Origin of the sequence: Novosphingobium endophyticum, assembly GCF_014640675.1 — a bacterium.
Taxonomy (GTDB): domain Bacteria; phylum Pseudomonadota; class Alphaproteobacteria; order Sphingomonadales; family Sphingomonadaceae; genus Novosphingobium; species Novosphingobium endophyticum.
The window spans coordinates 32,501-58,674 of sequence record NZ_BMHK01000021.1 but is presented as its reverse complement, the minus strand read 5'-3'; the positions used below and the strand labels follow the sequence as shown (position 1 = coordinate 58,674).

Here is a 26,174-nt window from a genome sequence, read left to right as displayed (position 1 = left end):
ACGTGAGCCGGGCGCCGCCCGAAGCATTCAGCTCCTGGTCGCCCCCGAAGCGCTGCCCGTCCTGCGATAAGCCAAACCGTCATAATCTCTGTGGCGCGGTACTAGCTGAAAGCAACTGCGTCGCCGCGAGGCGGGGTGGGGAGGAAGCCGGAGGCAAAGCTCGGAGCTGACGAACAGGAACCGGATATAAGGCCGGTGCGGTGGGGTAACCGGGCAATGGGCCGGGACGCCCGATATTCAGACAGACATGCGCGCAGGTAAATCCGGCGGCGCCCGAGCGAAGGATCAACGTCTTACCCTCACATGATGAGTTTGGGGTCAAGTCGATTAGCAAGGTGGCATTGGTTTTCTCACTTTTGCGCATGGGGATCCAAGGTCTGAGCCCGATCGACCAGTACCAGCCCGGTATACGAGCCTGTACCACCTCACATACGGTCGCCGCTCGGCTGCACCATTATCCCGCATCCGGTGGGCAAAGGCTCAGGAGAACGGGACCATTCTGAGAATCGGCTGTTGAGGCCATGACCATCGCCTGGTTCACCAACCAAAGGCTGGTCTCCCTCGCAAACCATCACGCCGCGCTGAACACTACCGGAAACCGCCGCGGTACGTAGAACGTATGCCAGGTGGTGTGAGAGGGGGAGACCGTGAGGAATCCCCCTACTCGATTTGTCTAATGGACCCGGCAAGGAAAGGCTGCCCCGTGGGTCGGCCCCGCCGCGCCAGACGGGCAGCAAAGATCAGCGCATTGCGCCGCTGATACGATTCGCCGCGATGACTGAATTGTTCACATTGGCGACAGGAAAGTGCCGATTCGCGCAATTGCCCGCAGGCCCACGGCATTTCATCGCGAACCGGTAGCGACTCACCGTCAATTCCTTCATATTTCAGGAACTGGGACGGTGTAGTTTGGAATTCATGATGATCGGGTCAACCCAATTCGTGGCGTGGTGGCGCTCCGGCGCTCGACATCTCATGTCCGCAGCGGCGGTGGCGGCCGCGGTGATAATGTCGCTCGCTCCGGTTCATGCCAAAGATTCCGCCGATGACATTTCCCAGGTCAACACGGCTTTCGATTCGGTACTCGGTACCGAACTGCGCGGGCCTCCGACCTATTCCACGCCGTTCGAGCGCCAGCTTGCCTCGGTGGCCGAAGCCTCCAAGGGCCGCATCGGTGTCGCCGCCGTCGATCTCGCCACCGGCCGCACGATCGACGTGCTGGGAGACCAGCGCTTCCCGATGGCCAGCACCAGCAAGATCGCGATCGCCGCGACGTTCATGGCCGGCGTCGAGCAAGGCAAATGGAGCCTGACCAGCGAATTCCCGCTGCTGATCCCGGTCAGGTCCGCACCGTTCTCTACCCCCGTCGCTCCGGTTCGTCCCGGCGCTTACATGACCGCGCGTGACCTGATCGAGCAGATGATTACCCGCTCTAACAACTATGCGACCGATGCGCTGCTTAAGGTGGTCGGCGGTCCTCAGGCGGTGAACGACTGGGTGTATAACACGGCCGGCATCACCGACTGGAGCCTCGACCGCGACATCGCCACCCTGGTGCGCGATGACGGGGCGATCGATCCCGCGCAGGTGATCGACAAGCGCGATAGCGCGACCCCGCTGGCCATGGCCCAGATGCTGACGGGTCTCTACAACGGCAAGTGGCTGAAGGCTGAAAGCCGTGACGTCATTCTCGGCGCGATGAGCCGTTGCCGCACCGGGCGTCACCGCATTCCGGCGATGATGCCCGATGGCGTCGTGGTCTCGCACAAGACCGGATCGCTCAACAATACCTCGAGCGATGTCGGCATTGTCGAGACGCCTGACGGCCGCGCCTTTGCCGTCGCCATCTATGTGACCGGACAGGGCAGTCGTCCGAACCGCGAATCGCGCATCGCCCAGATCGCACGCGCCGTCTACGACGGCTATCTCACCGAAAGTTCCAGCTATCTGCGCACAGCTTCGCGCTGAAGCGTGATTGCTGGGCGGGCCTCCTCGGGCCGCCCGCCACGGGAAAAACAAAGGCCCGCCGGGAAGATCCCGGCGGGCCTTTGCCGTCAACTTTGCCTGAGAGCCAGGCTCAGTTGGTGTTGCCGTTGTCGAGTTCCGCCTCGGTATCCTTTGCGGCCTGTTCGGCATCAGCCGCGATGTCGTCGGTAGTCTTTTCCGCGTCCTGCGCCGCGTCCTTGGCGGCATCGGCGGTATCGTCACCGGCGTCGCCGATCGCGTCCCCCGCCGCATCGATGGCGTCGCCGGCGTCGGTGGCGAGGTCGCTGATGTCGTCAGCGGCCGAAGTCGCGGCGGCTTCGGTCGCGTCCTGCGTCTGCTCCGAGCAGGCGGCGAGCGAGAGGGCCGCTGCGGCGGCGGCGGCGGTAATGACGATCTTGCGCATCTTGTTACAATTCCTCGTTTGCGATTTGAACCCCGACGGCGAAAGCCACGAAGCAAACCGGCCCCGCGCCGGTCTTGGTCCCGAAGGATTAGGAGTGCCTTCGCGGCGTTTCAAGCATTCGCGTCAGAACGCACCGACGCCGGTACGGTTCCCGGGAATGTTTGCTGCTGGCTGCTGACGCCCAGCTTCCGCGCTGCTAGGGCCTTTGGCATGGATTCCAAGCAGCATCTCTATCTCGTCGACGGATCGGCCTATATTTTCCGCGCCTATCACCGCTTGCCCCCGCTGACCGACCCGGAAGGCACGCCGGTAGGCGCGGTTTACGGCTATACGACGATGCTGTGGCGACTGGCCGAGGATCTGCACAAGGCCGATGGGCCGACGCATCTCGCCGTGATTCTCGATGCCGGCAGCAAGTCCTTTCGCAACGACATCTACGAAGATTACAAGGCCAACCGGCCGCCGCCGCCCGAAGACCTGGTTCCGCAGTTTCCGCTGATCCGCGACGCCACTCGCGCCTTTTCCCTGCCCTGCATCGAGGAGCAGGGCTATGAGGCCGACGACCTGATCGCCTCCTACGCGCGCGAGGCGACGCGGCGGGGCTGGGACGTGACGATCGTCTCGTCGGACAAGGACCTGATGCAGCTCGTGGGCAAGTGCGCCGAACCGGATGACGGAATCGAGGGTGGCTGCATCGACATGCTCGACACCATGAAGAACCAGCGCATCGACATCGCCGAGGTGATCGAGAAGTTCGGTGTGCCGCCCGAGAAAGTGGGTGACGTGCTCGCGCTGATGGGCGATTCGGTCGACAATGTGCCCGGCGTCTTCGGCGTCGGCCCCAAGACCGCGACCAAGCTGATCCAGGACTATGGCGATCTCGAATCCGCGCTTGCCGCAGCGCCTTCGATGAAGAAGTCCAAGCTGCAGGAGCGGCTTATCGAGCAGGCCGAGCAGGCGCGCCTGTCCAGGGTGCTGGTCACGCTCAAGGAGGACTGCGCGCTGCCGATGCCGCTCGACGCGTTCAAGCTCAACAGCGTCCCGCCCGAGCCGCTTTCCGTCTTCCTTGCCAGGCATGGCTTCACCAGCCTGTTGAAGCGTCTCGATGCCGGCACCGGCAGTCCGACGCCGACGACCCGGCTCAATCCCGCCAAGCCCGTCACCGCCGGGGCCAATCCGCAGGAGGGCGCCGCGCGCCAGCCGCTGCCGGAAATGCCGGCGATCGACTATGACGCCTACGAATGCGTGCAGACGCTCGCCGCGTTGGAGGCGTGGATCGCCAGGGCCGCGAATGCGCGCCTCGTCGCCGTGGATACCGAAACCTCGATGCTCGATGCCATGCAGGCCGACCTTTGCGGCGTGAGTCTGGCCATCGGTCCCAACCAGGCCTGCTACATTCCGCTGGGCCATGGCGGCAGCGACATGTTCGCCGAACGGCCCGAGCAGGTCCCCCTCGAAGAGGCGATGGCGCTTCTCAAGCCGCTGCTCGAAAGCGATGCGGTTCTGAAGGTCGGGCAGAATATCAAGTACGACCTCAACGTGCTGGCCCGCTACGGGATCGAGCTGGCCCCGGTTGACGACACGATGATCGAGAGCTTCTGTCTCGACGCCGGCCGCTCGATTGACGGCATCGGCGGCGGGCACGGCATGGACGAACTTTCCCAGCGACACCTCGATCACAAGCCGATGGCTTTCAAGGATGTGTGCGGCACCGGCAAGAAGGCGATTCCCTTCGGCGAAGTCCTGCTGCCCAAGGCGACCTGCTATGCCGCCGAGGACGCCGATGTCACCTGGCGGCTGCACGCGCTGCTGGATCCCCGCCTGTCGGAGGAAGGCGGCACGCGGATCTACGAGCGGGTGGACCGTCCGCTGATTCCCGTGGTGGCGCGGATGGAGCGCCACGGCATCAGGGTCGACCGCGAAAAGCTGGCGGGCCTCTCCAGCCAGTTCGCCGAGGCCATCGGGGCGCTCGAAGGTGAGATCCACGGCCTTGCCGGGCAGGCGTTCACCATCGGCAGCCCCAAGCAGCTGGGTGACATCCTGTTTGACAAGCTGGGCTACAAGGGCGGGCGCAAGGGCAAGTCGGGCCAATACTCCACCGATCAGTCCGTGCTCGAAAAGCTTGCCGGAGAGGGCGCGGTGGTCGCCACCAAAGTGCTCGAATGGCGCCAGCTCTCGAAGCTCCGCTCGACCTATACCGAAGCGCTGCAGGCGGCGATCAACCCGCGCACCGGGCGTGTCCACACCAGCTATTCGCTGGTCGGCGCGCAGACGGGACGCCTCTCTTCCACCGAACCCAACCTGCAGAACATCCCGATCCGCACCGAGATTGGCCGCCAGATCCGCGACTGCTTCGTCGCGGAGCCGGGCAATGTCCTGCTCTCGGCCGACTATTCGCAGATCGAATTGCGCCTTGCCGCACACATGGCCGACGTGCCGAGCCTCAAGGAAGCCTTCGCCCATGGCGAGGATATCCACGCGCGCACGGCAATGGAGATGTTCGGCACCGTCGACCGCGACACGCGAGGGCGGGCCAAGACGATCAATTTCGCGATCCTCTATGGCATCTCGCGCTGGGGTCTGGGAGGGCGTCTCGGCGTCGAGGCGGACGAGGCGCAGGCGATGATAGACCGCTATTTCGAGCGCTTTCCCGGCATCCAGCGCTACATCCACGAAACACTCGAAAGCGTGCGCGAGCGCGGTTATTCCGAGACGCTGTTCGGCCGCAAGACCTGGTTCCCGCGCATCAATTCGAAGAACCAGGCCGAACGCCAGGGCAGCGAGCGCGCCGCGATCAACGCGCCGATCCAGGGCACCAGCGCCGATATTATCAAGCGCGCCATGGCCCGCATGGAGCCGGCGCTTGCCGGGGCGGGCCTGGGGCACGTCAAGATGCTGCTGCAGGTCCACGATGAGCTTGTCTTCGAACTGCCCGAGGCTGACGTTGCTGCAGCCTCACCCGTGATCGAACGGGTCATGGCGGGCGCCGCTGAGCCGGCGGTCAGGCTCGACGTGCCGCTGGGCGTGGAGATCGGCTTCGGACCGAGCTGGGGCGCGGCACACTGAAGCGCAGGAGCGCTGTCATGCCCTTGAAATGGCGGCATGGTCGCCTAACCTGCCGGCCATGATCGAGTTCATCGAAGGCAACGTCACTGCCCTGCCCGACTGGGCCGAGCGGCCGCTTCTCACCGCCGCGGCCGCCATGATCGGCATCGCCGTGGCGCTGGTGGCCCATGCGGTTCTGTTCCGGATATTGCGGCGTGTTGCCCGTTCGAGCGAAAGCGACGCGGACAATATCGTGGTCAAGCGGCTGGCCCGTCCCACCCGCTACGCCTTCATCGCCCTGGGCGTCGTGTTCGCCGCGCGCGAAGTGCCGACGCTCGAGGCGATATGGTCGCGCTTCTCGGGATTCGTCATGCCGCTGCTCACCGGCTGGGTGGCTATCGCCATCCTGCACGCCTTCGTCGAGGCGATGATCCTGCGCAACGACATTACCGTCGCGGATAACCGCAACGCCCGCCGCCGCCGGACGCGGCTCGCGATCCTCAGCCGCATCGGCACGTTCCTGATCGTCTTCCTCACCATCGCCGGCATGCTTGTCTCGATCCCGGGAGTGAGAGAGATCGGCGTCACGCTGATGGCCTCGGCGGGCGTTGCCGCGCTTGCGGTCGGTGCCGCCGCGCAGCCCGCGCTCAAGGCACTGATCGCCGGCTTCCAGATGGCGCTGACCGAGCCGATCTCAATCGACGACGTCGTCATCCTCGACGGAGAATGGGGCCGCATCGAAGACATTCGTACTACTTACGTGGTCGTGCGCCTGTGGGATGACCGCCGGCTCGTCGTGCCTTCGCAGCGCTTCCTCGAGGACACGTTCCAGAACTGGACGAAGACCGGGTCGCAGTTGCTCGGCACGGTCCTGCTCTACCTTGATCATGCGGTGGACGTCGCCCCGATCCGCGAGGAATTCACCCGCCAGATTACCGCGCATCGCCTGTGGGACAAACGGTCGCAAGCCGTTCAGGTGACCGATTGCCGCGAGGAGTCGGTCGAGGTGCGCCTGCTGATGAGCGCGCAAGACGCGGGCAGCCTGTTCGATCTGCGCTGCGATATACGCGAATCCATGCTTGACTGGATCCGCCGCGAAATCCCCGAAGCGCTGGTGCGCCGCCGTACTTTGCCGGCCGCCCCGGTGGAGCTGGCGGCAGGTCCGTCGATGGCGGAGGCGATCGCGGGCGACGGCAAGGCGGCTTCGACGGGCGAACGGGCCTGAGGCGCAGGGCCGCCGCTCGCCGGTCGGCCCCACAGATCTTCGAGAGCCGGCCGGAGCCGCGAGGCCACGAAACGCGCACCTTCGTTGCTGAGGTGGTCGTCGTCCCGATAGAGAATGGCGCCGCCGGCTACCGTCGAGCAGAAAGATTCCTCCGCGCAGAAGTAGGCGCGCGGCAAAATTACCGAGACCCCGGGCGTTTCGAAGTCTGCCAGGACACGGTCGGCCAGCGGACCCCAATGGCTGTCCTTTGGCGGTGCCTTTCGACAATATTCGGGATCGGAGCCGAGCTTTGCCGCGCGGGCGAAGCAGTTGGCGGGCCAGAAGTTGAATTCCGGCGTCGATCCGATGATCAAAATGCGCGTGTCGGTGCCTGTCGTGGCCCGGATCCGGCGAACAAGAGATTCGAGACGTCCACGCAGGGCCGACATCGCGGCATGGTCGCGCCGCGGGCCTTCGACCTGCGCAGGCGCGGCATTGGCGATGCCCTGCAATATCGCCGACCAGCGCGCACTCACTATAATCGCGCCCAGGGCCGGCTGGGCGGCCGCTTCGTCAAGCGTCGCGCGGTGCACCTTCGCGCATGACGGATGCCGGGGATCGCTTGAGGACGACAGGATGGCGAGCGGGGAGCAGCCGGACGCCGTGGATTGCCGGATCGCGAAGCCCTCGCTGCGTGCAAGCCCTGCCAGTCCCGGCATGAGGTGATCGGCGTGCGAATCCCCCCAGAGCAGCACCTGGTACCCGCCACCCATTTGCCCGGTTCCGGCCATGCAGTCCGCCGGTGCTGACAGCGCTGCGGTATGGCCATCGTTATGGCAGCGCGCCCTGTAGATGTTCACGCTTTTCGTTGCATGCTCCGCAGCCGCGACCTGGGGTGAAACGAATGCTTCGAAGCCGTTGGCGACCCAGCCTCCGGCGCCGGCTGCCGCGAACATCGTCAGCATCGATCCACTCGCCCCCAGCGCGGCGCGGCGGCTGAGCCGGATCGCCCCGCGCTCGCGGAAGGGCTGCTCGACGAAGCGCAGGGAGAACGCGGCCAGAGCGAAGGCCGCGAGCACGGCCATCGCTGCTTCGGGTGCATGAAGCGGCCGGTTGAGCGCGATGTGCAACAGTACCAGCACCGGCCAGTGCCAAAGGTAGAAGCTGTACGATGTGAGCCCGACGAAGAGCACGGGCCGCCACGAAAGCATTTGCCCGGCGCGAGTCGGGGCACCCTGGCCGGCATGGATCAGCAGCAGCGTACCCAGGCAGGGCGGTACCGCGGAGAGTCCGGGAAACGGCAGGTCTTCGGTATAGATCAGCATCGGGAATGCGATCAGCGCGAGGCCTGCCCAGGCCGCGCCCTCGCGCTGGAGGCGACCGCGAAGTGACGGCAGGGCGCCGACGGCGAGTAGCGCGCCGAAGCCCAGTTCCCAGGCGCGATAGGGGATCAGATAGAAGGCCTGGCTCGGCCAGAGCCGCACGACGATCTCGGAAGCGGCGAGCGAGACCAGCACCGCCGCCCAGACGAACTGTTTGAGCAGCCGCCGGTGGCCGAGTGCGATCAGCGCCGCCGCGATCAGCGGCCAGACGATGTAGAACTGCTCCTCCACCGCCAACGACCAGGTGTGCAGCAGCGGCTTGTCACCCGCCGGCCCGTCGAAATAGCCGCCCTCATGCCAGAACAGCACGTTCGATCCGAAAGCGGCGACCGCGAGCAGGCTTTGTCCGTACTGTTTCAGTTCGCCCGGCGGCAGGATCACCACGGCGGCGCACGTGGTGATCGCCAGCATGAACGCGAGTGCGGGGAGAATGCGGCGGAAGCGGCGTTCATAGAAGCCGCCGATGGAGAACCGGCTGGCCTCCGCGTCCGATGCGATGATCGAGGTGATGAGAAAGCCGGAGATGACGAAAAAGACATCCACGCCGACGAACCCGCCGGGAAGCACGGCGGGAAAGGCGTGGTAGATGACCACGCCGCCAACCGCGACGGCCCTCAGCCCGTCGATGTCCTTGCGATACCGCATCTCCACCTTCCCGCAGCCGCGAGAAGGCTATCGAGCCGTATGCTCCCGGCTTTGGCAAGCCTGCCCGCAGGCGCGGAGACGCGAAACGCGCCGATCGCCGTCATGATCGCGACGAAAGGCGCTGCAACGTTCCGACGGCGAGTCTACGGCCTCATTCCCCGTGCTTCTTGTCGCGCGTCGATTCCACCATGCCCGGCGTGATGAAGCCGATTGGCGTCACTTCCATGGCGCGCTTTTTCAGTTCGCCCTTCATGCGGAGGTATTCGGCTTCCATTTCCTCGGTCACCGTGGCGCGGCTGTCCTCCAGGGCCTCCTCGAAGTCGGCCATGGTCACCGTGTCGACATCGGCGCCGTGCTTGCGGATGGCGGCGAGGCCGGCGCGGCGGGTCACGTCCTCGAGGTCGGCGCCGGTGAAGCGCGTCGTGCGTTCGGCGATCTCGTGCAGCGAGACGTCGTCGGCGAGCGGCATCCGGGATGTGTGGATGCCCAGGATATGCTCGCGGCCAGCCTCGTCGGGCGCGCCGACATAGACCAGCTCGTCGAAGCGGCCGGGGCGCAGAAGCGCCGGGTCGACGAGGGCGGGGCGGTTGGTCGCGCCAATCAGGACGACCGATTGCAGTTCCTCCATGCCATCCATCTCGGCCAGGATGGTGTTGACGACCCGCGCGGTCACTTGCGGTTCGCCCAGGCCGCCGCCCGATCCGCGCGCGGGTACGAGGCTGTCGATCTCGTCGATGAAGATCACGCAGGGCGCGACCTGCCGGGCGCGGGCAAAGAGCCGGGCGATCTGCTGTTCGCTTTCACCGTACCACTTCGAAAGCAGGTCGGACGATTTGATCGAGATGAAGTTAGCCTCGGCTTCCTTGGCGACGGCTTTGGCGAGCAGGGTCTTGCCGGTGCCGGGCGGGCCATAGAGCAGGAAGCCCTTGGCGGGACGGATGCCCAGCTTGTGAAAGGCTTCGGGCGTCTTGAGCGGCAGTTCGATGCCTTCCTTCAGCTTGAGCTGCGCTTCGTCGAGGCCGCCGATATCGGCCCAACCGATGTTGGGCACCTGCACCATGACCTCGCGCATGGCCGAGGGCTGGACGCGCTTGAGAGCCTCGAGGAAATCGTCGCGCACGACGGAGAGGCTCTCCAGCACTTCGGCCGGGATGGTGCGTGCTTCCAGGTCGATCTTGGGCATGATCCGGCGCACCGCCTCGATCGCCGCCTCGCGGGTGAGCGCGGCGAGGTCGGCGCCGACGAAGCCATGCGTCGTGCGGGCCAGTTCCTTGAGGTCGACCCCTTCGCCCAGGGGCATGCCGCGCGTGTGGATCGCCAGGATTTCGCGCCGGCCGCCTTCATCGGGAACGCCGATCACGATTTCGCGGTCGAAGCGTCCGGGCCGGCGCAGCGCCTCGTCGATCGCTTCGGGCCGGTTGGTGGCGGCGATGACGACGACGTGGGCGCGGGTGGTGAGGCCGTCCATCAGTGTCAGGAGCTGCGCGACGAGGCGCTTTTCCGCTTCGCCGTGGACCTGGCTCCGCTTGGGCGCGATCGAGTCGATCTCGTCGATGAAGACGATCGCGGGCGCGGCCTTGGTCGCTTCCTCGAAGACTTCGCGCAGCGCCTTCTCGCTGTCGCCGTAGCCGGAACCCATGATTTCGGGTCCGTTGATGGAAAAGAAGTTGGCCTCGCTTTCATTGGCGACGGCCTGGGCGAGGCGAGTCTTGCCGGTGCCCGGCGGGCCGTGCAGCAGCACGCCCTTGGGCGGCGCGACGCCGAGGCGGGTGAAGAGTTCGGGATAGCGCAGCGGCAATTCTATCATCTCGCGCAGCTGGCGAATGGTATCGGACATGCCGCCCACGTCGTCGTAGTTGACGTCGCCGCGCGCGTCGTGCGCTTCCTCGTAAGTCTCGCGCAGCTCGACTTCGGTATTCTCGTCGATGTGAACGATGCCGCGCGGCGTGGTCGAGACCACGGAGAGGCGAATCTGCGTCAGCGCATAGGCGGGCGCGTTGAACATGCGGCGCAGCTGCGGCGGAATGTCGGCGACCTGTTGCTGCCCGGTCGTGGCGACGAGGTCGCCCTGGACCATCGGGCGGCCGGCGAAATTGCGCTTGAGCGCGGCGGTTGGGCCTTGCAGGCGCATGTCCTTTTGCGCCGGCGCGAAAACGACGCGTTGGGCGGGGCGGGATTCGGCCTTGCGGACGGTGACGTGATCGCCCGAACCGACTTCCGCATTGCCGCGTTGCAGGCCGTCGAGGCGAATCACCTCGAGCCCCTCGTCTTCGGGATAAGCGAGCACGGCCTGGGCCACCGTCATCGCCTTGCCGGTGATTTCCAGAACGTCGCCTTCCATCGCGCCGATTGCCGTAAGCGAGGGGCGCGACATGCGGGCGATGCCCTGGCCGCTTTCTTCCTGCCGGGCGGCGGCGACTTGCAGCCTTACCGTCCGTTCTTCCACCTGGGGTTCCGCTTCCGCCATGGGTTTCCTTTCCTGCTGCCTCCCCTTTTTCACATCCATCGCGGTTGGGAATTGCGATCGCTCAAGGGAGTGAACCCGAGCTAGGTATGACGCAGGGCGTTTTCAAACGGGCAAACCCGCCTGCGACCGGATCGGTTCCAAAAATTCGCGATAGGGAGCCATTCGGGCGAGGCAAAGGCCTTGCGGGAACCGGCCGAAAAAAAGGCCCGGTCGTTACCGACCGGGCCGTGGAAGTTTTGGGAGAGGATGCCTGAAAGGCAGTTTCGTTATGAGTGCAGCCCGGATTTTGTGCAAGTGCGAAAGAGCGAATTGAAGATGTAAAATATGCAACCTTCGTTGCGCGTCCTCCAATCGCCTCCAGGACTGGACGCATTTCCAGCGGAAATACGCCGTTTTCTCATTCGGCCGCTTTCAGGATCGATTCGCAAATACGCGGCCAGGGGTTTTCAGCCTTCGATGCGGTAACGCTAACTGCTGCGCCGCGACATTTGCAGCCCGGCAAGGCCACTGCCTTCGCGGCGACTTCCCCGGATATTTCGCGGTCAGGCGCACAGGCGTCGGCGGATCGGTTTATCGACGCCGCGATCCGGTGCCTGACGGCGCGAGGGATCTCAGTGAACCAGAAGCAGCGCGGGCGCCTTCGCCTCGTTCAGGAAATAGGCCGTCACGCCGCCGAACAGGAATTCGCGCACGCGGCTTTTGCCGTAGGCGCCCATGACAAGAAGCTCCGCGTCGTTTTCGGCGACGGCGGCTGCGAGCGTCTCCTCGGTCGATCCCCGCTGCTCGTGCTCTTCGAGCTCGGCGTGGATTCCGTGGCGCGAAAGGTAACGCAGCGCGTCGGTCGTCGGAAAGCCGCCGGGTTTTTCCGCCACGCTGATGAGCTTGACCAGCTGGCAACTTCCCAGCAGGGGAACGGCCGCCCGCAGCGCGGCTGCCGCCTGCTCACCGCCGTCCCACGCGACGCAGGCACGACGTACGGGCAGTTCGAGCGGCTTGCCGTCGGGCAGCGCCAGCACCGGCGTGCGGCACGTGAGCGCGAGTTCGCCGGCCAGGCCGCCCGAGCGCGAGACAACAATCAGGTCGGCGAGGCGCGCTGCCCTGGCGAGTGCGTTGATCGGGTCGTCCTCGCTGCGAAAGACATCGAACGGCACGTCGTCACGCGCGAGGCGGGCCTCGATGGCCTTGGCAGCGGCATCGTCCTCCTCGCGCGCGCGTTCCAGCGCGTCGGCGATGACATAGCTGCCGCCCATCGGATCCATGGCAACGTATCGGGAAACCGGCGTGTCGACGAGCACGGTAACGTGGCCGCCCGAACGCCGAGCGAGATTCAGAGCCGTTTCTATTCGGGTATCGTTGTCGGCCCGGCGGTCCGCATTGACGAGAATCGAACGCATATCCTTGTCTCCCATTGCTTTTCGATCCTAAGGCCAATGGCGACTCGCCACCATGACCGGGATCAATTTCTATTCTGGAGCCAGGATGGAACTCCTGTCGATTGTCAGTCGTCCAGCCCGCTCGAACAGATCGAGAATCACCGGTTCGCGCTCGCGCGTACGAATCGCGGCCTCGAAATGTACTTTATGGGGAGGACGCGGCAAAATTTCCACGAGCGACCCGCCAAGCAGGTGCTCGCGGACCATTGTTTCGGGCAGTACGGCGGCACCCTGTCCCGTGGCGACGATCTCTATGAGCATGCGCACGTTATTACAGGTGTGCAGGGCGCGGGCGGCGATACCGTGGTCATCGAGAGACGTGATCGTGACATGATGAATCGGAGAATGATCGGGAAGCGACCAGACCGGCAACGGACTTGCGAAGCCGCCTGCCGCGCCGACCGCCGGACTCGCCGCCCAGACCAGCTCGACCGAGCCGATCGGCACGGTGCGGATGCCGGGGCTCGCGACCGGGCCGGCGAGGAAGACGATGTCGCGCATGCCCGAAAGGAGCTGTTGCAGGAGGCGTGCCGTCAGGTCGAGCTCGACTTCCATCGTCACGCCCGGCCGGTCGCGCTCGATGTCCTGGATGAAAGCGGGAAGGCAGCTCGCCGCCGCGATCTCGCCCGAACCAATGCGCACAGCGCCCGTGGCCCCGGCGAAGTCGCTCGCTTCGAGAAGGACCCGTTCGAGGCCGCTGCGCAGCGGCTCGCAGGCCTGCACCAGCCTTCGCCCCCGGGCGTTGAGGACCATTCGCCGTCCGTCGCGCTGGAACAGCGACTGGCCCAGTTGTTCCTCGATCTCGCGCACGCGGGCCGAGACCGCCGGCTGCGTGGTATTGAGCCGCTGCGCCGCCGCCGCGAAAGTGCCCAGGCGGTCGATCCACATGAGCGTCTCCAGATGGTAGAGTGCAATGCGTTTCATAATAATCGCATATCGGAATGCATAAAAAACAATCGCTATTCGTAATGACATGGCGTGTCTAGGGTGCCGCCAACGCGAGAGGAGAACCGATGAACAAACTCTACCCCAGCGCCGCAGCTGCGCTCGACGGGCTGCTCGGGGACGGCATGCTGATCGCCGCGGGCGGTTTCGGCCTTTGCGGGATTCCCGAGCGCCTGCTGGATGCCGTGCGCGATTCCGGCGTGAAGGACCTGACCTTCGCCTCCAACAATGCCGGTATCGACAATGAGGGTATCGGCAAACTCCTGCGCACCCGGCAGGTTAAGAAGATGATCTCGTCCTACGTGGGCGAGAACAAGGAGTTCGAGCGGCAGTTCCTCTCCGGCGAGCTGGAGGTGGAGTTCTGTCCGCAGGGCACCCTGGCGGAGCGGATGCGCGCCGGCGGCGCGGGCATTCCCGGCTTCTACACCAAGACCGGCGTCGGCACCCAGGTCGCGGAGGGCAAGGAAACCAAGGAGTTCGACGGGCAGGAATACGTGCTCGAACGCGGCATCTTCGCCGACCTCAGCCTCGTCAAGGCGTGGAAGGCGGACGAAACCGGTAACGTCGTGTTCCGCAAGACAGCGCGTAACTTCAACGTACCGGCCGCGACGTGCGGCAAGGTCTGCGTGGTCGAGGTGGAGGAGATCGTGCCCACCGGTTCGCTCGATCCCGACTGCATCCACCTGCCGGGCGTGTTCGTCCAGCGCCTCGTGCTGGGCGCGCCCTATGACAAGAAAATCGAATTCTCGACCACCCGCGAGAGGGAGACCGCCTGATGTCCGAGGAAATCAATAAAGGGTGGGATCGTAACCAGATGGCCGCCCGCGCGGCGCAGGAACTGCGCGACGGGTTTTACGTCAATCTCGGCATCGGTATTCCGACGCTGGTGGCGAACCATGTGCCCAAGGGGGTGACCGTGACGCTCCAGTCGGAGAACGGGATGCTCGGCATCGGCCCGTTCCCCTATGCTGATGAGGTCGATCCCGACCTTATCAACGCCGGCAAGCAGACGGTCAGCGAACTGCCGCATTCGGCCTATTTCGACAGCGCGACCAGCTTTGCGATGATTCGCGGCGGGCATATCGACCTTGCCGTGCTCGGCGCGATGGAAGTGGCCGAGAACGGCGACATTGCCAACTGGATGATCCCGGGCAAAATGATCAAGGGCATGGGCGGCGCGATGGACCTCGTCGCCGGTGTCAAGAAGATCATCGTCGTCATGGAGCACACTTCCAAGAACGGCGATCCCAAGTTCATCCCCGAATGCACGCTGCCGCTCACCGGCAAGAACGTGGTCGACATGATCGTGACCGACCTGTGCGTGTTCCAGCGCCCCGATCACGACACGCCGTTCAGGCTGATCGAGCTGGCGCCGGGCGTCACGGCGGAAGAAGTCGCGGCCAAGACCACGGCGCACTATGTGAGCTGAACATCGCCCCGGCGTGACTTGCGGTGGTCACGCCGGGGCCGCATAACTCCGGCGTAACACTTCACGCACGGGAGCTTTCCAATGGCCGACCTTTCCGCAATTCCCCTGACCCGCATCGATGGTGCCAGCGATAGCCTCGCCAATCACAAGGGCAATGTCCTGCTGGTGGTCAACGTCGCTTCCAAGTGCGGCCTCACACCGCAGTACGAAGGGTTGGAGGAGCTCTATAAGGAGTACAAGGGCCAGGGTTTCGAGGTGCTTGGCTTTCCCGCCAACGACTTCGCTGGGCAGGAGCCAGGCTCACACGACGAGATCATGGAATTCTGTTCGCTCAATTATGGCGTCTCCTTCCCGCTATTCGCCAAGGCGGACGTGACCGGTGAAGATAAGCAGCCGCTCTATGCCGCGCTCACCCAGGCGAAGCCCGAAAAGATCGGTCCGGCGGAGGAATTCCGTGAGCGGCTGAAAGGCTATGGCAAGACGCCTACCGAGGACCCGGAGGTGCTGTGGAACTTCGAGAAGTTCCTGATCGCGAAGGACGGCACGGTCGCCGCCCGCTTCGCGCCGGGCGTCGAGCCCAAGGCCCCGGAACTCGTCGGCGCGATCGAGGCCGAACTGGCGAAGTAGCGGCCAGTCAGCCCTCGCCCGTCGCCACCGGGCGGGCGGGGTCGCTGATCCATTCGCTCCACGAGCCCGGGTAGAGCCGCGCGCCGGTGAGGCCGGCGATCTCCATGGCGAGCGCGTTGTGGCAGGCGGTGACGCCCGAGCCGCATTGCAGGACGGCGGGCCTGCCTTCCAGCAGTACGGTGAACGCGGCGGCGAGTTCCGCTGCGGGGCGGAAGCGGCCGTCGCTGCCCAGGTTGTCGCGAAAGAAGCGGTTCTTCGCGCCGGGAATATGACCCGCAACCGGATCGAGCGGATTGGGTTCGCCCCGATAGCGCGAAGGATCGCGGGCATCGAGAACCTGCGCTTCGTGGCTGGAGACATTGGCGAGCACGTCCGCAGCGTTCACCGGTGCGCCGACGCGCGGTTCGCCGGGGACGAAATCCCCCGTGCTTCGCTGTAGCGGCGTACCGGTCTCCAAGGGCAGGCCCGACGCGGCCCAGGCCGGCTTGCCGCCATCGAGCACGGCGACCGGCCGGTGCCCCATCCAGCGCAGCAGCCACCAGGCCCGCGCCGCCCAGGCTCCTCCATTCGAATCGTAGGCGACGACCTGCTGCCCCCTGCTCAATCCGATCCCGCGCAGCCACGCGGCAAACCTTTCCCGGTCGGGAAGAGGGTGGCGGCCGTTGGTGCCGTCAGGCGTGCCCGCAAGATCCTGGTCGAGGTGGGCGTAGCACGCGCCCGGCAGATGCCCCGCGGCATGGATCTGTCTGCCCTTTTCGGGCGCGCCGAGATCGAATTCGCAGTCGAGCAGGAGCACATCGGTTCCGCCCGCGAGAAGGTCGCGCAAGTCCTCGACCGAAATCAGCGTCCCGTAGTCCATATCGTCTGTCCAGCCGCTTCCCGGTCGGATGCACAAGCTTGTTTCGCATCGGACCCATATCGGGTTCTTCAGATAACGCCTGCGCACCTGTTTCGGCAACCTTGCGAATCCTGCCGGGATTTGACTGGACAGACCGGATTTCCTTGGGAAAATCAGGTCATTCTGGAACGAGGAACACCCATGACAACCCGCTCGCTAACCCTGCTTGCCGGCACTGCCCTGTCGCTGGCGCTCAATTCCGCTCCCGCCGCCGCCGAAGAGGGCATGTGGACCTTCGACGGTTTTCCGCGCGCGAAAGTGCAAGCCGAATACGGCTGGGCACCCGATGGGGCCTGGCTCGACAAAGTCCGCAATTCCGCCGTGCGCCTGACCGGTGGCTGCTCGGCCAGCTTCGTTTCCGGAAGTGGCCTCATCCTCACCAACCATCACTGCGTCGCTTCCTGCCTGTTCGACAATTCCACGTCCGGCAACGACCTGCTCGACAAGGGTTTCGTCGCCGCGAGCCTGCCTGACGAGAAGAAGTGCCCCGGCCAGCAGGCCGAAGTGGTCACCAAGATCACCGACGTGACGGGCGACATAAAACGCGCGATCGGCGCCAGCACCGGAGAGGCGCTGATCAAGGCGCGCGATGCGCGGATCGCCGAAATCGAGGCCGCCGGCTGCACCGATCGTGAGAAGACGCGCTGCCAGGTCGTCACCCTGTTCGGGGGCGGGCAGTACAAGCTCTATACCTATCGCAAGTACTCCGACGTGCGGCTGGTATGGGCACCGGAGGACCGCGCGGCGACGTTCGGGGGCGATCCCGACAATTTCAATTTCCCGCGCTACAGCCTCGATGGTGCGTTCCTGCGCGCCTACGAGGACGGCAAGCCGGTCAGGACGCCCAACCACCTGAAGTGGAACCCGCGCGCGCCCAAGGAGGGGGAGATGACTTTCGTCGTCGGCAATCCGGGCTCGACCGCGCGGCTCTATACCGCCAGCCAGCTCGCCTTCGAGCGCGAAGTGCGCCTGCCGGTAACCGTCGCCACTTATTCGGAACTGCGCGGGAGGTTGATCCGCGCGATGAAGGAGAGCCCCGAGCATGAGCGTGAAGGGCTCGACGCGCTCAACGGCATCGAGAACAGCCTGAAGGTCTATATCGGCCGCACCAAGGCGCTGAATGACCAGACCTTCGCCGCCCGGCTGGCGAAGGCCGAGACGGACCTCAAGACGAAGAGCGCGGGCATGGCGGGCATCGGCGATCCCTGGAGCGAAATGGACAAGGCGGTTCAGGCCTATCGCCCGCTCTTTCTCGCCTACCGCTTCACCGATCCCGCTGGGGAACTCTACGGCTATGCCCAGACGCTGGTCATGGCCGCCGCCGAGCGCGCCAAGCCCAATGCCGAGCGCCTGCCGGGCTATACCGAAAGCGCGCTGCCGCTTACCGAAAAGCGCCTGCTCGATTCCGCGCCGGTCTATCCCTGGCTGGATGAGCTGCGGCTCGAATGGAGCCTGTCGAAGGCCCGCGAATACCTGGGCGCGGACGATCCGGACACGAAGCTGCTGCTGGGCCGGGAAAGCCCCGAGGAACTGGCGCAGCGGCTTGTTTCCGGCACGAAGCTGGCGGAGCCGGTCGTCCGCAAGCAATTGTGGGAAGGCGGACAGGCGGCGATCGAGGCCTCGGACGACCCGATGATCGTCTATGCCCGCAAGCTCGAGGCGCGCCAGCGCGAACTCGAAAAGCAGGTCGACGAGGCCTATTCCGGCCCGGCCACCGCTGCCGCCGCGAAGCTCACCGAAGCGCGCTTCGCGGCCTTTGGCGATACGATTTATCCCGATGCGACCTTCACGCTTCGCATAAGCTACGGCAAAGTCGTAGGCTGGCCCGAGCGCGGCGCGCAGGTGCCCTATCGCACCACGCTCGGCGGCACGTTCGAGCGCGCCACCGGATCGCCTCCGTTCGACCTCGCTCGTGCCTTCGCGGCGAAGGAGCAGCAGATCGACAAGTCCGTGACTTACGACTTCGTCACCACCAACGACATCATCGGCGGCAACTCCGGCTCACCGGTGATCGACCGGGCGGGAACGGTGATCGGAGCGGCCTTCGATGGCAACATCCATTCGATGGGCGGCAACTACGGCTACGATCCGGTGCTAAACCGCACCGTGATCGTTTCCACGGCCGCGCTGCAGGAGGCACTGGAGACGATCTACCCCTCGCCGCGACTGGTGAAGGAACTGGCCGCGAAGTAGAGCACAAATCACGTCGTCCCGGACCTGATCCGGGACCGGTGGAGGTTTTTACGAGCGGCCTTGCCGAAAGGGCAGGCCGAACGACCGCCGCCGGTCCCGGGTCGAGCCCGGGATGACGGCCTTTTCGGCGATGCCTCCCTTTGAGCCCGCCTGGCTCAGCCCAACGCGGCCTTGAGCGCGTCGACGAGGTCGGTACGTTCCCACGGGAACAGGTCGCCCTCAGGCTTGCGGCCGAAGTGACCGTAGGCGGCGGTCACCGCGTAGATCGGTTTGTTGAGGCCGAGGCCGAGGCGGATGCCGCGCGGGGTGAGGCCGCCGAGCCGGTCCTTGGCGACCTTGACGATCGCCGCTTCCAGCGCCTCTTCTGAGACTTTGCCGGTGTCGTGCAGGTTGACGTAGAGCGACAGCGGCTCGGAAATGCCGATGGCGTAGGACACCTGGATCGTGCAGCGCCGGGCAAGCCCCGCCGCGACGACGTTCTTGGCCAGGTAGCGCGTCACATAGGCGGCCGAACGGTCAACCTTGGTCGGGTCCTTGCCCGAGAACGCGCCGCCGCCATGCGGAGCCGCGCCGCCATAGGTATCGACGATGATCTTGCGGCCGGTAAGCCCGGCATCGCCGTCGGGCCCGCCGATCTCGAACTTGCCGGTCGGGTTGATGTGCCAGACAGTCTCGTCGGTGATGAAGCCCTCGGGCAGGATCTCGCGGACGACCTGCTTCACATAGCCCTTGAGCTCGGCTTCCTTGCCGCCTTCATGATAGCCCGGCTTGTGCTGGGTGGAGACGACGATCACGGTGGCGGCAACCGGCCTGCCATCCTTGAAGCGCAGCGTGACCTGGCTCTTGGCATCGGGCTCGAGGAACGGTGCCGCGCCGGATTTGCGGTCTTCGGCAAGGCGCTGGAGGATCTTGTGGCTGTAATCGAGCGTGGCTGGCATCAGGTCCGGCGTCTCGTCGCAGGCGAAACCGAACATGATGCCCTGATCGCCCGCGCCTTCATCCTTGTTGCCGGCCGAATCGACGCCTTGCGCGATGTCCGCGCTCTGCGGGTGCAGGTGGTTCTCGAACGTCAGGTCGGTCCAGTGAAAGCCGTTCTGCTCATAGCCGATGCGCCGCACCGTCTCGCGCACGACGCGCTGGATTTCCTCCTGCGCGCCTTCAGCCCAGTGGCCGTTCGCGTCGATCATGCCGCGCCCGCGCACTTCGCCGGCCAGCACGACGCGCTGCGTCGTCGTCAGCGTCTCGCAGGCGACGCGCGCCTCGGGGTCCCGCGAGAGGAACAGGTCGACGATGGCGTCCGAAATCTGGTCGGAAACCTTGTCGGGATGGCCTTCCGAAACGCTTTCGGAAGTGAAGACGTAGTCACTGCGCATTGTGGGACACCAGCCATATAAAGAAATCTTTATGTCTTGTGCCGTTTAACCCCGGCGGCGGCTCAGTGCAACCACCGAAACGGCCAGCGCCGCCAGCAACCCGGCCAGTGCCAGCGGCAGGGCGTTGCCGTGGCGGGCGAACGGTGTCGGCTGATGGGGAGGGGGGATGCGCCCGTCGAGCCGTCCGGCCGTGCGCCAGGGCATATGCCCGCGAACGATGCCATCGGCATCCACCACGGCGCTGATGCCGGTCGTGGTGGCGCGCACGACGGGCAGGCCTTCCTCGATCGCGCGCAGCCGTGCCTGGGCGAGGTGCTGGGGCGGGCCCCAGGCGCCGAACCAGCCATCGTTGGAGGGATTGAAGATATAGTCGGGCCGGTTGCGCGGGTCGACGACTTCGCCGCTGAAGACGATCTCGTAGCAGATCTGGACCCCGGCCTCGCCATAGCTGCCGAAGTCGTAAGTGCGCGGGCCCGGGCCCGGCCAGAAGTCGAGCGATCCGGCCACGAGGCGCCGCGCACCGAGCGGTTCGAGCAGCCAGCGCAGGGCGAGGTACTCGCCATAGGGCACGAGGTGTGCCTTGGAATAGCTGGCAAGGATGCGCCCCTTGCCGTCGAAAGCGGTTACCGTATTGCGCGCGCCGACTTCGTCCCCGTCCTCCATGACGAGGTCGACCGCGCCGGTCAGCAGCAGGCTGTGGGGGCCGATGACGCGGCCGATCCGCTCCCGGGCCAGCACCGGGTCGCCGGCGTAAGTGTAAAGGCGATAGAGGTAAGGAGGATATCCGTCCCGCAGGTAGTCGCCGAGGCCGGATTCGGGCCAGAACACCACGCGTTTGTCTCCGGATCTTTCCGGCAGGGACAGCATGGCCAGTTTGACGAAGTTTGCCTCGAACTGGCGCGGATCGTCGATCACTTCCTGCCGCAGGTCAGGCTGGACGAGAGTGTAGCGGATCTGGCCTTCGTCGCGGGAGGCCCAGCGATCCGGGCCGGTCATGACCAGCACCAGCGGCACGGCGATCGCCAGCGCCGGCGCGGTCCAGATCCAGCGCGCAAGGCCGCTTCTCGCCGCGCCGAGGCGGATGAACAGGCCCGGCAGACAGGCCAGCAGCACAAGCACGCCGGAAAGGCCGTAAGTGCCGATCCACGGCGTCAGCAGGGCAAGGCCGCGCGTGTCGAACGGTCCGAGCAGGGCGATGCCCAGCGGGTTCCAGGCAAAGCCGGTGAAGGCCCAGGCGCGCATCCACTCGGTGACGATCCAGGCCGCCGGGAATGCGAGGGCCAGCGCCAGGAACGGCGCGCCGCCGCGCAGTGATCGCCAGCCGGCCAGCGCCGCGAGGCCGGGGAAGACCGCGAGGTAGAGAGAAATCAGCACGACCGAGATCCCGCCCAGCCAGGCCGGCATCTGCGCCTGATAGGTGAAGGCCGTCGCGATCCAGTTGTTGCCGAGAGCGAAGTGGCCGACGCCGAAGCACCAGCCGGCAAGGAAGGCCCGCCGCCCGCTGTCGCTACGCGCGACGAGTTCGGCGAGCAGGGCGATCCCGAGGATCGTCAGGGGCCAGAGTGCGAGCGGCTGGAAACCGCAGGCGGCAAGCGCCCCCGCCGCGATGGCGGAAAGTCCGGCGGTAAGCCGGGGGAAGCGCTGGAAGGTCGCCGGTGCGCTGTTCAGGGCCGGTGCATGCCGAAGGGAATCCATCGGCGCTGCTATGTAGACCCGCCGGGCGACGACGCAAGCAAAGTCGCGCCTCGTCCGGTCGGTCGGTTGTCTGTCAGTCTACGGTTTCGAGCGTGCCGCCGGACCCGTCGGTTCCGTCGGTGGACGGGCCGGCCTTGCGGGTGCGGCGCCGCTTGGGCTTTTCCTCGCCTTCCTCGCCTGCCGGAGCATCGGCGGCTTTGGGCTTGGCGCGAGTACGGCGCTTGGGCTTTTCCTCCGCACCGGTCGAGATCGAGGGTGGGAGCGTCTCGGGATCAAAGCCGCCCGAAGAGGCTTCCTTGTCCGCCTCCTGCTTGCCCGCGGCGTTTTCGCTTCCGCCGGTTTCCTCGCCGTCCTCGCGGCCGCGGCGCGGCCGGCGCTGCTTCAACCCGCCGCGAGCGCCGCGGTTGTCGCGCAGGAATGGGTTTTCCGTCGGCTCATAGGTCGGGCGTTCGTCTTGCGAACCGCTCTCGTCCCCGGTTTCGGCAGGTTCGCGCTGTTCCTGAGCAACGGCGCGAGGGCTGCGCTCCCCGCGCGGCTCGCGATCCTGCTGCGACCGATCCTGCTGCGACCGATCCTGCTGCGACCGATCCTGATACGCCCGGTCCTGATACGCCCGGTCCTGATACGCCCGGTCCTGATACGCCCGGTCCTGATACGAACGAGCGGCTTCGCCGTACGTATCCTCGTCCGACGACGCATCGTCGCCGTAATCCTGCGAGCGATCGTCTTGCGAGCGGTCGTCGCGGCGCGGTTGACGCGCCTCTTCCTGGCGCTGCTTCTGGTCGGCGATGACGCGGAAGTAATGGTCGGCGAACTGGAGGTAATATTCCTCCTGCACGCGGTCACCATTGAGGTGCGCGTCATGCGCCAGCTTCTTGTATTTCTCCAGCATCTGCGGCGCATTGCCGCGCGCCCTGCTGTCGATACGGTTAGTCTGCTGACCGCCCTGTTGACGATTGCCACCGCGGCCACGCCTGCGGTTATTACCACGATTATTATTCAAGGATATTTTCCTCAAAACCCCTGGCTGCCGACCGGGTATCCGGGCGGATTGCCTTGCGTCGCATGATCACGGATCACTGCGATTGCCGTGATTTCCCCATTTGCCGTGCAGAGGCGCCCCAAGCTGCACCGCTTGCAAATGGTGGAGGTGAACCAAGCATGGGAAGTCTTCGTCCATGGACTGGTTCGTATCCATGCTTAGGCATTCCGGCGGCCGATTCCAAGGGAAATCTTATGCCGCCGGTGAAAATTCGAGGACGCGCGCGCGTCCGGCGAGGTCGCGGTGGAGACGGGCATCGAGCCCTGCGGCCTTTCCTATCGCGCTTACCGCGTCGGCCTGGGCATGCCCGATCTCGACCAGCGCGGCGCCGGCGGGAGCGAGCAGGCCGGGCAGTTGCGGAACCAGCACGCGGTAATCGTCCAGCCCCTCGGGGCCGGAAAAAAGCGCGCTGGCCGGCTCGAAGGCACGGACCGTCCGATCGAGCGGCGCCGCATTCTCGACATAAGGCGGGTTGGCGAGGACAAGGTTGAACGGCCCGCCCAGGTCTGCCGCCCAGCCCGGCTTGTTCCAGTCCGCCTGAACCATGCGAACCCGTCCCGCGAGGCCCAGCGCCTCTGCATTGGCCCGCGCGACCGCAAGGGCGCCGGGCGAGCAGTCGACGCCCACGCCGCGTGCGTCCGGCCGGTGGGAGAGCACCGCCAGCAGCAACGCGCCCGAACCCGTGCCGCAGTCGAGCACCGCGCGCGCATCGGGCCTCGCGGCCAGCGCGGCCTCGACCAGCACTTCGGAATCGCCGCGCGGGATCAGCACGTCGGGCGTGACTCTGAAGGGCAGACCGTAGAACTCCTGCGTCCCGGTGATGTAGGCGACCGGTTCGTGGGCCACCCGGCGCGCGACCAGCGCGGCGAAGCCGCCGGGCGCGGGAGCGTTCATATGACGCAGCAGCATTTCGGAGCGCGTCGCGCCCAGAGCATGGGCCATCAGCACTTCGGCGTCGAGCCGCGCGGTATCGCTGGTCGCGCCGAGGCTTTGCGCGGCTTCGCGGAGGGCCTGGGCGACCGTATTCCCCGCGTTCTCACCCATCCATCGCCGCCAGACGCTTCGCCTCGTCCTCGGCGATGAGCGCGTCGATCAGTTCGCCGAGACCGGGCCCTTCGAGCACTTCGGGCAGGCGGTGCAGCGTCAGGTTGATGCGGTGGTCGGTGACGCGCCCCTGCGGGAAGTTGTAAGTGCGGATGCGTTCGGAGCGGTCGCCCGAGCCGACCATGGCCTTGCGCGCCTCGGCCTCGGCGCCCTGCGCCTCGTCGCGCATCTTCTCATAGAGGCGCGCGCGCAGCACCTGCATGGCCTTGGCCTTGTTCTTGTGCTGGCTGCGCTCGTCCTGGCAGATCACCACCAGGCCGCTGGGCAGGTGGGTGATGCGCACGGCGGAATCGGTGGTGTTCACATGCTGCCCGCCCGCGCCCGATGCGCGGTAGATGTCGATCTTGAGGTCCTTGTCCTCGATCTGCACATCGACTTCGCTCGGTTCGGGCAGCACCGCCACCGTCGCGGCCGAAGTATGGATGCGCCCGCCGCTCTCGGTAACCGGCACGCGTTGCACGCGGTGGACGCCGCTCTCGAACTTCAACTTGGCGAAAACGCCGGTGCCCGCGATATTGGCGACCACTTCCTTGAAACCGCCGATGTCATTGGCGTTGGCCGAGATCATCTCGACCTTCCAGCCCTGCTCGGCGGCATAGCGCTCGTACATGCGGTAGAGGTCGGCGGCGAACAGCGCGGCCTCGTCGCCGCCGGTGCCGGCGCGGATTTCGAGCATGGCGGGGCGCTGGTCGGCGGAATCGCGCGGCAGCATGGCAATGGCGAGCTTGCGTTCGGCCTCGGGCAGTTCCTCCCTGATCCGGGCGATCTCCTCTGCGGCGAGCGCGCGCATGTCCGGGTCGGGATCGTCGAGCTTCTGAAGCGACGCCAGTTCCTCGCGCATCGAGGCGACCTGGGCGGCGACGCGCGCCACCGGCTCCAGTTCGGCGTAATCGCGGCTGGCGGCGACGAAGGCGTCGCCTTCGAGCGTCCCGCTCGCGAGGCGCGCTTCGAGTTCGGCGAAACGGTGCGCGATCTGGGCGAGGCGGGCGTCAGAGACGGTCACAAATAGATTTGCTTCGAAAGAACTGCATTGATCTCATCTTCGCGAGCGTCGTCAATCTGAGTGCGAGAACTGTAGCCGGGCTTTCCGTCACGAAGCTGGATAGAGGCGAGAAGGTCGGCATTCAGCTTGGCGGCTTTGTCGTAACGCTTGCGCGGCGAGCCGAAGGTTACAAGTTCAACCGAGAAACCAGCGCGTCGCAATTCGGCAGCAGCTCTAATAGCAGCGTTCAAGAGCTCATCAGCCTCCACCGCGATGGCAACATCAAGTGGCGTGTCGTTCCGTGCGCCCACCAGCATCGCCAGCCGCTCGATCCCCGCCGCCCAGCCGACCGCTGGCGTCTCCGGCCCGCCCAGCGCTTCCATCAGCCCGTCGTAGCGCCCCCCGCCCAGCACCGTGCCCTGCGCGCCCAGCCGGTCGGTCACGAATTCGAAAGCAGTGTGCCGGTAGTAGTCCAACCCGCGCACAAGGGCCGGGGCGCGGACGTAGTCCACCGAGGCCGCCTCGAGCCCTTGTGTCACCGCGCCGAAGAAGTCCTGCGCCTCGCCCGAAAGGAAATCGTCGATCTTCGGGGCCGCCTCGGTGAAGGCCTTGTCGCGCGGGTCCTTGGAATCGAGGATGCGCAAGGGATTGCGCTCCAGCCGGTCCTGCGAATCCTCGCTCAGCGAGGCCCGGTGATCGCGGAAGTATTCCACCAGCGCGGCGCGCCAGGCCTCGCGGCTGTCGGCGTCGCCCAGCGTGTTGAGTTGCAGCGTCACGCCCTCGGCAATGCCCAGGTCCTTGAGGAGCTGGTCCGCCATGACCAGCAGTTCCACGTCGGCCATCGGCTCTGCGGCGCCGATCACTTCGGCGTCGAGCTGGTGGAACTGGCGGTAGCGGCCTTTCTGCGGGCGTTCATAGCGGAACAGCGGCCCGTGCGTCGCCACCTTGAGCGGCGCGTACTGTTTCCAGCCATTGGTGAGATAGGCCCGCGCAATGCCGGCGGTGAACTCGGGGCGCAGGGTGAGCGAATCGCCGCCGCGATCCTCGAACGAGTACATTTCCTTGGAAACCACATCGGTGGTCTCGCCGATCGAGCGGCTGAAGACCTCGGTTTTTTCGAAGACCGGCATCTCGATGCGGCGGAAGCGATAGAGCTTGCGCACGCGCTCGAAGGTTTCGACGACGTGCGCGAAAGCCTCGGCATCGACGCCGAAGATGTCCTGGGTTCCCCTGATCGGCTTGGGAATGGCCTGTGGTGTGCTGCTCATGAGGCGCGCGCTTAGCCCGATTGGCGCCGTGGGGGAAGACCGGGCGGGGGCGG

Annotated in this window: 18 protein-coding genes and 1 pseudogene; 7 read left to right on the top strand and 12 right to left on the bottom strand. The window is 65.8% G+C overall.

The genetic code is table 11. The features are described 5' to 3' along the window. Positions 1–1,008 precede the first annotated feature (1,008 nt). Positions 1,009–1,968, top strand: coding sequence for a serine hydrolase (locus IEX32_RS14505; RefSeq protein ID WP_188772266.1), 960 nt, complete (start codon positions 1,009–1,011; stop codon positions 1,966–1,968). Positions 1,969–2,077: 109 nt separating this feature from the next. Here IEX32_RS14505 and IEX32_RS14500 read toward each other — a convergent pair whose 3' ends face one another. Next, positions 2,078–2,389, bottom strand: coding sequence for a hypothetical protein (locus tag IEX32_RS14500; RefSeq protein WP_188772262.1), 312 nt, complete (start codon positions 2,387–2,389; stop codon positions 2,078–2,080). 210 nt (positions 2,390–2,599) lie between these two features. Here IEX32_RS14500 and polA point away from each other — a divergent pair, with 210 nt between their 5' ends. Continuing rightward, complete coding sequence (gene polA / locus IEX32_RS14495; protein WP_188772261.1) at positions 2,600–5,455, top strand: DNA polymerase I; 2,856 nt, start codon at positions 2,600–2,602, stop codon at positions 5,453–5,455. 58 nt (positions 5,456–5,513) lie between these two features. Further along, positions 5,514–6,659: a mechanosensitive ion channel family protein gene (locus IEX32_RS14490; protein WP_188772265.1), complete on the top strand. Its 1,146-nt coding sequence runs from the start codon at positions 5,514–5,516 to the stop codon at positions 6,657–6,659. Positions 6,660–6,718: 59 nt separating this feature from the next. Here the strand turns inward: IEX32_RS14490 and IEX32_RS14485 are convergent. The 4 genes and pseudogenes from IEX32_RS14485 to IEX32_RS14470 all read right to left on the bottom strand — a co-directional run. Continuing rightward, a pseudogene (locus IEX32_RS14485) lies at positions 6,719–8,665 on the bottom strand (acyltransferase family protein); the annotation flags it as partial. A gap of 151 nt (positions 8,666–8,816) precedes the next feature. Further along, positions 8,817–11,132: a CDC48 family AAA ATPase gene (locus IEX32_RS14480; protein ID WP_188772260.1), complete on the bottom strand. Its 2,316-nt coding sequence runs from the start codon at positions 11,130–11,132 to the stop codon at positions 8,817–8,819. 611 nt (positions 11,133–11,743) lie between these two features. Beyond that, entirely contained in the window at positions 11,744–12,541 is a 798-nt protein-coding gene (locus IEX32_RS14475) for a universal stress protein (RefSeq protein WP_229736389.1), read from the bottom strand. Between the two features lie 54 nt (positions 12,542–12,595). Beyond that, positions 12,596–13,489 (bottom strand): LysR family transcriptional regulator, encoded by an 894-nt coding sequence (locus IEX32_RS14470; protein WP_188772259.1) that lies wholly within the window; start codon positions 13,487–13,489, stop codon positions 12,596–12,598. Between the two features lie 89 nt (positions 13,490–13,578). Here IEX32_RS14470 and IEX32_RS14465 point away from each other — a divergent pair, with 89 nt between their 5' ends. The 3 genes from IEX32_RS14465 to IEX32_RS14455 all read left to right on the top strand — a co-directional run bounded on the left by IEX32_RS14465 (position 13,579) and on the right by IEX32_RS14455 (position 15,566). Further along, positions 13,579–14,286 (top strand): CoA transferase subunit A, encoded by a 708-nt coding sequence (locus tag IEX32_RS14465; RefSeq protein WP_188772258.1) that lies wholly within the window; start codon positions 13,579–13,581, stop codon positions 14,284–14,286. Next, positions 14,286–14,939, top strand: a complete 654-nt coding sequence (locus IEX32_RS14460; RefSeq protein WP_188772257.1) for a CoA transferase subunit B — start codon at positions 14,286–14,288, stop codon at positions 14,937–14,939. Before IEX32_RS14465 ends, IEX32_RS14460 begins: the two co-directional genes overlap by 1 nt. An 81-nt stretch (positions 14,940–15,020) precedes the next feature. Continuing rightward, positions 15,021–15,566 (top strand): glutathione peroxidase, encoded by a 546-nt coding sequence (locus tag IEX32_RS14455; RefSeq protein ID WP_188772256.1) that lies wholly within the window; start codon positions 15,021–15,023, stop codon positions 15,564–15,566. A gap of 7 nt (positions 15,567–15,573) precedes the next feature. Here IEX32_RS14455 and IEX32_RS14450 read toward each other — a convergent pair whose 3' ends face one another. After that, on the bottom strand, positions 15,574–16,425 hold the full coding sequence (locus IEX32_RS14450) for a sulfurtransferase (protein ID WP_188772255.1): 852 nt from the start codon (positions 16,423–16,425) through the stop codon (positions 15,574–15,576). Positions 16,426–16,605: 180 nt separating this feature from the next. On the opposite strand from IEX32_RS14450, the gene IEX32_RS14445 reads away from it, so the two are divergent. Further along, positions 16,606–18,657, top strand: a complete 2,052-nt coding sequence (locus tag IEX32_RS14445; RefSeq protein ID WP_188772254.1) for a S46 family peptidase — start codon at positions 16,606–16,608, stop codon at positions 18,655–18,657. 155 nt (positions 18,658–18,812) lie between these two features. On the opposite strand, the gene metK is transcribed toward IEX32_RS14445, so the two are convergent. The 6 genes from metK to hisS form a co-directional block, all read right to left on the bottom strand. Then, on the bottom strand, positions 18,813–20,030 hold the full coding sequence (gene metK / locus IEX32_RS14440) for a methionine adenosyltransferase (RefSeq protein ID WP_188772253.1): 1,218 nt from the start codon (positions 20,028–20,030) through the stop codon (positions 18,813–18,815). Between the two features lie 45 nt (positions 20,031–20,075). Continuing rightward, positions 20,076–21,725, bottom strand: a complete 1,650-nt coding sequence (gene lnt / locus IEX32_RS14435) for an apolipoprotein N-acyltransferase (RefSeq protein WP_188772252.1) — start codon at positions 21,723–21,725, stop codon at positions 20,076–20,078. A gap of 73 nt (positions 21,726–21,798) precedes the next feature. Continuing rightward, positions 21,799–22,728, bottom strand: a complete 930-nt coding sequence (locus IEX32_RS14430; protein WP_188772251.1) for a DUF4167 domain-containing protein — start codon at positions 22,726–22,728, stop codon at positions 21,799–21,801. A gap of 231 nt (positions 22,729–22,959) precedes the next feature. Next, positions 22,960–23,811: a peptide chain release factor N(5)-glutamine methyltransferase gene (gene prmC / locus IEX32_RS14425; protein ID WP_188772250.1), complete on the bottom strand. Its 852-nt coding sequence runs from the start codon at positions 23,809–23,811 to the stop codon at positions 22,960–22,962. Beyond that, positions 23,804–24,874, bottom strand: a complete 1,071-nt coding sequence (gene prfA / locus IEX32_RS14420; protein WP_188772249.1) for a peptide chain release factor 1 — start codon at positions 24,872–24,874, stop codon at positions 23,804–23,806. Before prfA ends, prmC begins: the two co-directional genes overlap by 8 nt. Then, the gene (gene hisS, locus IEX32_RS14415) at positions 24,871–26,121 is read right to left on the bottom strand and encodes a histidine--tRNA ligase (RefSeq protein ID WP_188772248.1); all 1,251 of its coding nucleotides are present in this window, start codon (positions 26,119–26,121) and stop codon (positions 24,871–24,873) included. Before hisS ends, prfA begins: the two co-directional genes overlap by 4 nt. Between the last annotated feature and the right edge of the window lie 53 nt (positions 26,122–26,174).